Source organism: Actinomycetota bacterium, assembly GCA_036280995.1.
GTDB lineage: Bacteria > Actinomycetota > CALGFH01 > CALGFH01 > CALGFH01 > CALGFH01.
This window is the reverse complement of record DASUPQ010000334.1, coordinates 1-7,510: the sequence shown is the minus strand read 5'-3', so window position 1 is coordinate 7,510 and position 7,510 is coordinate 1. Positions and strand designations below refer to the sequence as shown.

Genomic DNA, 7,510 nt, shown 5'->3' with positions numbered 1-7,510 from the left:
AAGCGCAACCGCCTGTTCGTGGCCGGCGGGGCCACCGGCAAGGCATTCGTCTACGACGCCAGGACCGGCGAGGACCTGGCCAGCTACCAGCTCGCCACCCCCGGCGCCGCCACCTTCGTCAACGACGTGGTCGTGATCTCCAGGACCGCCTGGTTCACCGACTCGTCGGCCGCCCAGCTGTATGCCCTGCCCCTCGGCCGCCACGGCGGCCTGCCCGACGCCGACGAGGTCCGCACCCTGCCCCTTGGTGGCGACTTCGAGCTCGCGCCACCGGGTACGCCGGGCCCCAACCTCAACGGGATCGTGGCCGCCAAGGACGGCAAGGTCCTGCTGGCGGTCCAGTCCAACCTGGGCAAGCTGTGGCGGATCAACCCCCGCACCGGCAAGGCCCGCGAGGTCGACCTCGGCGGGGCCACCCTGGCCAACGGCGACGGCATGCTGCTGGCCGGGCGGGTGCTGTTCGTGGTCCAGAACCGGCTCAACCAGATCGCCGTGGTCGTGCTGTCCCGGTCGCTCGACCGGGGCCGGGTGGTGACCACCATCGCCGACCCCGACTTCGACGTTCCGACCACGATCGCCTTCCAGGCCGGCCGCCTGTACGCGGTCAACGCCCGCTTCGGCACCACCGACCCGCAGCCCGCCCGCTACGACATCGTCAAGGTCGGCTGAGGTTCCGGCTGGCAGAGAGGCGGGACGAGCCGGTCCGCCTCGACCCGGTCGAGCACGTCGCGGCACACCGCCACGAAGGTCCAGAACACCTGGTTGGTGGTGTGCTTGCGGCGCGAGCGGCTGAACTCGCCGAACATCGACTCCCGCAGGGGTTTGCTGAGCTCCAGCTGAACGCCCCGCTTGAGCAGGGTGCGGTTGACGATGTTGCACTCGCTGTCGCCGTCGAGCTCCCCGTCCCCGTTGGCGTCGACCGCCTTGAACCCGGCCTCGTTCAGCGCGTCCAGCATGGACTGCCGCAGAGACTCGTCGACGCCCTCCGTGGCGCCCCCGACGAGCACGTCCGTGTCGTCCCCGGGGTCGGGGAGGAAGCCGTGCAGGGCCACCGCGTGCAGCGCCCCCCCGCACAGCGAGAGGGCGATCTCGTCGTCGCACCCGGTGGAGGTGACGTGGAGCTTGTCGTTGTCCCTCGCCCGCAGCCCCTCGAACATCCAGTAGTCGTAGGTGACCCCGGCGGGCGGCGTCTGGGGAAGGGTCGCCGGGTGGTAGCCGGCGACGGCCAGGCAGAGCTCGGACGTGCCCGGCTCGATCCCGCCCCCGTGCGGGGCGATGATCGCGGTGTGGGCAACCTCGCCGGTGCGGGCCAGGCTGTCGTCGAACAGCTCGTGGCGGCGGAACCGCCGCGCCCAGTCCACCCCCTCCACGAGGTCGGGGTTCGCGTAGAGTGCGGTGTTCGAGGCAAAGTTCATCGCTCGCGACCATACGACGATCCGGACCCGATGGGAACGGCCAGCCGGTGGGAATCGGGGACGGCCCTGGTGGATTCTCCGTCGGTGAGGCGAACGATCAGCCTCGGCGAAGGAGCGGAGCGAACGTGACCGTCACCAGCTTGGACGCGCAGCGCCGGCCGTCCGGCCCACCGCCAGGGCGGCCTCAGCGGCCGCCAGGTCCCCGCGAGGAGGCGCCGGTGGCCCCGGCCAGGCCGCTGAGCCGGACGGCGCGGCGGGCCGCGGCCGAGGACGCCAAGCTGCTGGCCGCCATCCGGGTGCTGCTCTCCAACCCGTCGCTGTTCCCGCGGGTCTTCTACCTGGCCTTCGGGTTTGCGGCCATCACCTCGCTGGGGGTGGCGCTCACCGGGGCGGTGCCGCTGCCCTACGGGTTCCACTACGCCGTGATCCCGGCCTACGCGGTGATGACCCTGCTCGGCCTGCGCTACCCGGCCTGGGGCAAGCGGGCCCTGATCGGCCTGGTGGCCGGCATGATCGCCACCGGCGTCTACGACATCCTGCGGATCGGGCTGATGTTCGCCGGGCTGTGGGGCGATCCCATCCCCAGCATCGGGCAGCTCGCCCTGAACGACCCCGACACCCCGTGGTACTGGGGCTATGTCTGGCGGTTCCTCGGCAACGGCGGCGGCATGGGGGTGGCCTTCGCCATGCTGCCCTGGCGCGGCGTCCGCCTCGGCATCGCCTACGGCTCGGCCATCTGCCTCGGCCTGGTCGGCCTCCTCTACTTCTGGCCCGAGTCCCAGCAGCACTTCTTCGCCCTGACCCCGCTGACCGCGGCCGGTGGCATGGCCGGTCACTGGGTGTACGGGGCCGTCCTCGGGTGGCTCACCACCCGCTGGCTGCCGCCGGTCGGCCGGCGCCGCCGCCCGGCCCGGGACCGCCGCGACCGCGAGGACCGCGACGACCGGAGCCGGCGCGAGGTCCGCTCGGCGACCGTGCTCGTGGCCGTGCCCGACCCGGCGGCCGGAGACGACGCCGGGCTCGGCGGCCACGGCCGGCGCCTCGGCGGGCCCGACCTGGTCCTGCCCGGCGGCCGGCTCTCCTCCGACGAGCTCTACGCCGTCAAATGCGCCCTCCAGCAGCCGCCGCGGGCCCACGGGTTCGCCTCCGACCGCTGGACCCTGCGCCGGGTGGCCCAGGTGGTGGAGCGGGCCACCGGCGTCCGGGGCTGGCAGCCGACCGAGCTCCAGGCCCTGCTCGAGGCCCTCGACCTCGACCTCCGCCTCCGCGACCAGCCGCGCGAGCAGCCCCCCGACCAGCGGGACGGGCGCGACGCCCGGCCGACCATGGTCTCCTAGGAGGCGTCCCCGCGCCGCCGTAGGATGGCGGATATGGAGGCGGAGCCGCTCACCGAGGCCGACCTGGCCGGGCGGGCCGGCGTGGCCGAGGCCGAGATCGGCCGGCTGGTCGGCCTCGGCATCCTGGTCGCCCGCGACGGGCCGGCCCCGTTCCTGACCATCGACCTCGGCAAGATCCGCCTGGCCGTGGCCTGCGAGCGGGCCGGGCTGCCCATGGACGCGATCGCCGCCGCCATCCGGGCCGGCCGGCTGTCGTTCGCGTTCCTGGAGGCCGCCCCCTACCACCGCTGGGCGGCGCCCTCGGGCCGGACCTACCGGCAGGTCAGCGAGGAGACCGGCGTCCCCCTGGACGTGCTGCGGGAGACGCTGGAGGCGATGGGGTTCGCCTGGACGTCGCCGGACGAGCAGATGCGCGAGGACGAGCTCGAGGTGGTCCCGGTCATGCAGCTCGGGATCTCCAGCGGGATCCTCGACCGGTCGTGGCTGGCCCGGGCCGGCCGGGCCTACGCCGAGGGCATGCGCCTGGCCGCCGTGGTCGAGACCGAGCTGTTCCGGTCCCGCTTCGAGGAGCCGGTGCTGGCCTCCGGGCTGGGGCAGCGCCAGGCCATGGAGTTGGCCTCCGAGCTCGCCGCCCCGTTCATGCCCCTGGTCGACCGGGCCCTGATGGGCATCTACCGCCGCCAGCAGGAGCTGAGCTGGACCGAGCACCAGGTGGAGAACATCGAGGTCGCGCTGGAGGAGGCCGGCGCTCTGGTCCGGCCCGAGCGGATGCCGGCCATGTGCTTCCTCGACCTGACCGGCTACACCCGGCTCACCGAGGAGCGGGGCGACCAGGCCGCCGCCGAGCTCGCCGAGACCCTGGCCCGGCTGGTCGAGCGCTCGGCGCGGGCCCGCGGCGGCACCCCGGTGAAGTGGCTCGGCGACGGGGTGATGCTGCACTTCCGCGACCCGGCGGGCGCGGTCTCCGCCGCCCTGGCCATGGTCGGCCAGGTCCCCGAGGCCGGCCTCCCCCCGGCCCACGTCGGCGTGGCCGCCGGGCCGGTGGTCGTCCAGGGCGGCGACTACTTCGGCCGCACCGTCAACCTGGCCTCCCGGGTCGCCGCCCAGGCCAGGGCCGGGCAGGTCCTGGTCACCGCGCCGGTGGCCGCGGCCACGGCCGGCGACGGCGTCCGCTTCACCGAGCTGGGCGACCTCGAGCTCAAGGGCTTCTCGGCCCCGGTCCGGGTCCTGGAGGCCAGCCGGGCCTGACCGCTCAGCCGCAGACCGGCTTGAGGTGCGGGTAGGGGTTGACCGGGGTGCCGCCGCCGGGGTGGACCTCGAAGTGGACGTGGGGGGCGGTGTAGCGGGCGTTGCCCGTCTGGCCGTTGTAGGCGATCAGCTGACCGGCCCGGACCCGGGTGCCGGTGGAGACGGCGTAGCCGGACAGGTGGGCGTAGAAGTACTCGACGCCGTTGTCGCCCTGGAGGTACAGCTGGATGCCGCCGTTGGCGCTGCTCGACTCGCGGCTGACCACGCCGTTGACGAAGGCGAACACCCTGGCCCCGTGGGGCGCCATCACGTCGGTGCCCTGGTGGCTGCGGCCGCCGGAGCGGGCCGCGCCCCAGCTGTCGACGTAGGAGTAGGGGCGCTCCAGGATGCAGGCCCGGCCGGACGCGCTCACGCTCCCGCCGCCACCGCTGGGCGGGCCGGGCGCCGGGGCCGGGGTGGCCTTGGCGGCGGCGGCCGCCGCGGCCGCCTTGCGGCGCTGCTCCAGCCGGACCAGGCGGGCCTCGAGGGCCTGGGCCTCCTCCAGCCCCGCCTCCAGGCGCCCGACGGCGGCCCGGGCCTGGTCGCGCAGGGCCTTGGCCCGCTCGTAGCCCTTGGTGACCCGGCCCAGCACCGACCGGTAGGCGTCCCCGCTCACCTGGGCGTCCTCGATCAGCTGGGCCTGGCGGGTCACCAGCACGGTGGCCATCTCGACCCGGCCGGGGACCAGCGCCGGGTCGCGGTCCAGGAGGGCGTCGGCGATGGCCAGGCCGCCGGAGCGGTACATGGCCGCGGCCTGGCCGGCCAGGGCCGCCCTGGCCCCGCGCTGCTGCTTGTCGGCCGCCTCGAGCTGGGCCCGGTCGTAGGTCAGCTGGTCCTCGGCCCGGGCGAGGGCGGCCTCGGCCGCCTGGAGCTCGGCCGTTGCCGCCTGGAGCTCGGCCTTGAGGGCCCGCTCGCGGCGGCGGGCGTCATCCAGCGGCGCCGCCCCGAGGGCGGGCACGGCGGTCAGCAGCGACGCGAGCGCGGCAAGCACGGCAAGGCCGAAGACGATTCGGCGCATCGGGTGCAACGTCCTTCCGTTGGGGGGAACGGATGGCGGTCTGCGACGATATTGGGGGGAGCGACAGCTTACTAACGCCCAGCGGGCAGGACAAATCGACGGCCGCCGGGGGGCTTACCCCTGGTGGAACGCGGCCAGGCGTCCGGCCTCGTCCTCGAGGTCGCGGCGGGTCACGGGGTCCAGCGGCTCGAACGGCTCCAGCCGCACCTCGCCCTGCTCGTGGCGCCAGGTCCCGGCCACCGCCCCGTCGACCAGGAAGGTCGGGAACGAGTGCGGGGCCCTGACGTGGAAGATGCGGGGCCGGTGCCGGTCGGGCAGGACCTGGGCCCGCCGGGCGTGCACCAGCAGATTGGCGTCCCAGTTGGACAGAAAGCGGGGCGGGGCCGGCGTGCCCTCCTCGGGCAGGGGCGCGCCGGGCAGGTCGAACAGCTCGGTGCCCTGCTCGTCGCGGAACCGGCGGGTGCCGACCTGCTCCAGCACCGGCCGCAGCGGGGTCAGGGACAGCCCGGCCCAGCTGCCCAGGTCGGCCAGGGAGGCCGGGCCGAACCCGGCCAGGTAGCGCCGGACCAGGTGCTCGAGCGCATCGGCCTCGTCGACCCGCCACGGCCCGAGCCAGTCGTCGGCCAGGCCGTACAGGTCGGCCCGGCGCCGCTCCCAGGTGCCAGACGGCGGGACCCGGACCATGTCGACCCAGAGCCCGACCCCGGTCCACACCGCCTTGGGGTATCCCCGGTCGGCGAGCAGCCGGGCCAGCTCGGCCTGGCGGGCCGGGCCGGCCTGGAGGCGCTCGCGGACCAGGGCGGCGGCCGCCTCGACGTCGACGCCCTCCAGCTCGCGGCGGGCCGCTCGGGCCCACCACTCGCGGCGGGCGCCCCGGACCGCCTCGGTGAACGGCGGGTAGTCGGCGGCCGAGACGACGTGGATGGTGACCCGGAGCAGGGTCGCCTGGACGGCCCGCCGGTCCTCCAGCGCCCGGGTGAGGTCGTCGCGGCGGAAGTCGCGCAGCCGCGACCACAGGCCGACGTACGGCGACGGGGCGTACTGGGCCTGGAGACCGGCGACCTGCTCGAGGGCGTCGGGAAGGGACAGCGAGGAGCGCTCGAGGAGCAGCTGGCGGGCAAGCAGGGCCCGGTTGAGCTCGCGGGTGGACAGCACGCGCTCGGTCACGGGGCCGCAGTCTACCCGGCGGTCCCGGCCTGGCCGAAGGTGTCGATCCCCAGCTTGACGGCCAGGGCCAGCCCGGCCAGGGCGATCGCGACCCGCAGGCGCCCGCCCGGCAGCCGGCGGACCAGGCCGGGACCGAGGCCGCCGCCGATCAGGAACCCGACCGCCAGCGGCGCCGCCGCCGCCCAGCGGACGGGGCCGAACAGGGCGAAGCCGATCGCGGCCACGGCGTTGGCCAGCCCCAGGGCGACGTTGCGGGCGGCCACCAGCCGGGCCAGCGGCTCGGCCACCGACACCGTGAGCAGGGCCAGCAGCACCACCCCGGCCGCCGCCCCGAAGTAGCCGGCGTACACCCCGACGGCGAACACGCCGGCCAGCAGGGCCAGGCCGCGCTCGTCGACCATGCCCCCGGCGAGCCGGTTGATGCCCGGCTGGAGCAGCAGGACCAGGGAGGCGCCGCCGATCAGCAGCGGCACCAGCAGCTCGAACACCTCGGCCGGGGTCGACAGCAGCAGCGCCGCCCCGGTGGCGCCGCCGACGGCCGTGACCAGGGCCAGGCGGCGCACCCGCCCCGCCTGGCCGGCCAGCTCCTGGCGCGAGAACGCCGCCGCCGAGACCGTGTACCCCACCAGCGCCACCGTGTTGGTCACGTTCGCGGTCAGCGCCGGCAGCCCCACCGCCAGCAGGGCCGGGTACGACACCAACGACGCCAGGCCGGCGACCGAGCCGGCGACTCCGGCGAGGACCCCGGCGACCAGGAGGAAGACCACGTCCGCGCCGGGCACCACCCGGGATTCTACGGCCCGGGCGGGCGGGTCACGGCTGCAGCAGGATCTTGACGGCGCCGTCCTGCTTCTTCTGGAAGATCTCGTAGCCCCTGGGGGCGTCGGCCAGGGGGAGGTGGTGGGTGGCGAAGGTGTCGACCCCGAGGGGGTCGTCGTCGGTGAGCAGGGGGAGGATGTCGCCGACCCAGCGGCGGACGTTGGCCTGGCCCATGCGGAGCTGGAGCTGCTTGTCGAACAGGGTGAGCATGGGTAGCGGGTCGGCCATGCCGCCGTAGACGCCGGCCAGCGAGATCGTCCCGCCCCGGCGGACCAGCTCGATGGCCAGGTGGAAGGCGTTGAGGCGGTCGACGCCGGCCGTCTCGATCATCTTGGCGGCAAGGGCGTCGGGCAGCAGCGAGGCCATCTGGTGGGCCAGCTTGCCGACCGGCGACCCGTGGGCCTCCATGCCGACGGCGTCGATCACCGCGTCGGGGCCGCGGCCGTCGGTGAGGTCGCGGACGGTCT

8 protein-coding genes are annotated in these 7,510 nt (G+C 75.1%); 3 read left to right on the top strand and 5 right to left on the bottom strand.

All coding sequences use genetic code 11. The annotated features are described in order from the left end of the window. Positions 1 to 669: superoxide dismutase (locus tag VF468_11520; GenBank protein ID HEX5878933.1), on the top strand; the 669-nt coding region annotated here is incomplete at its 5' end. Here VF468_11520 and VF468_11515 read toward each other — a convergent pair. Beyond that, positions 645 to 1,415: a poly-gamma-glutamate hydrolase family protein gene (locus tag VF468_11515; protein HEX5878932.1), complete on the bottom strand. Its 771-nt coding sequence runs from the start codon at positions 1,413 to 1,415 to the stop codon at positions 645 to 647. The genes VF468_11520 and VF468_11515 overlap by 25 nt on opposite strands. Positions 1,416 to 1,633: 218 nt before the next feature. Between VF468_11515 and VF468_11510 the strand changes: the two genes are divergently transcribed. Then, positions 1,634 to 2,752 (top strand): hypothetical protein, encoded by a 1,119-nt coding sequence (locus VF468_11510; GenBank protein ID HEX5878931.1) that lies wholly within the window; start codon positions 1,634 to 1,636, stop codon positions 2,750 to 2,752. 33 nt (positions 2,753 to 2,785) lie between these two features. Then, positions 2,786 to 4,000, top strand: a complete 1,215-nt coding sequence (locus VF468_11505) for an adenylate/guanylate cyclase domain-containing protein (GenBank protein ID HEX5878930.1) — start codon at positions 2,786 to 2,788, stop codon at positions 3,998 to 4,000. Between the two features lie 4 nt (positions 4,001 to 4,004). Here the strand turns inward: VF468_11505 and VF468_11500 are convergent, their stop codons facing one another. From VF468_11500 to VF468_11485, 4 genes are all read right to left on the bottom strand, one after another. Beyond that, a complete protein-coding gene (locus VF468_11500; GenBank protein ID HEX5878929.1) occupies positions 4,005 to 5,057 on the bottom strand; it encodes a M23 family metallopeptidase in 1,053 nt (350 codons plus the stop codon). Between the two features lie 114 nt (positions 5,058 to 5,171). Continuing rightward, positions 5,172 to 6,224, bottom strand: coding sequence for a winged helix DNA-binding domain-containing protein (locus VF468_11495; GenBank protein HEX5878928.1), 1,053 nt, complete (start codon positions 6,222 to 6,224; stop codon positions 5,172 to 5,174). An 11-nt stretch (positions 6,225 to 6,235) separates the two neighbouring features. Further along, the gene (locus VF468_11490) at positions 6,236 to 7,006 is read right to left on the bottom strand and encodes a sulfite exporter TauE/SafE family protein (protein HEX5878927.1); all 771 of its coding nucleotides are present in this window, start codon (positions 7,004 to 7,006) and stop codon (positions 6,236 to 6,238) included. A gap of 31 nt (positions 7,007 to 7,037) precedes the next feature. Next, a partial coding sequence (locus VF468_11485) for a glutathione-dependent formaldehyde dehydrogenase (protein HEX5878926.1) occupies positions 7,038 to 7,510 on the bottom strand: 473 nt, incomplete at its 5' end.

Excerpts from the sequence above, each read along its gene's own strand:
- VF468_11515 (HEX5878932.1), bottom strand. The coding sequence starts at position 1,415 with ATGAACTTTGCCTCGAACACCGCACTCTACGCGAACCCCGACCTCGTG.
- VF468_11505 (HEX5878930.1), top strand. The coding sequence starts at position 2,786 with ATGGAGGCGGAGCCGCTCACCGAGGCCGACCTGGCCGGGCGGGCCGGC.
- VF468_11500 (HEX5878929.1), bottom strand. The coding sequence starts at position 5,057 with ATGCGCCGAATCGTCTTCGGCCTTGCCGTGCTTGCCGCGCTCGCGTCG.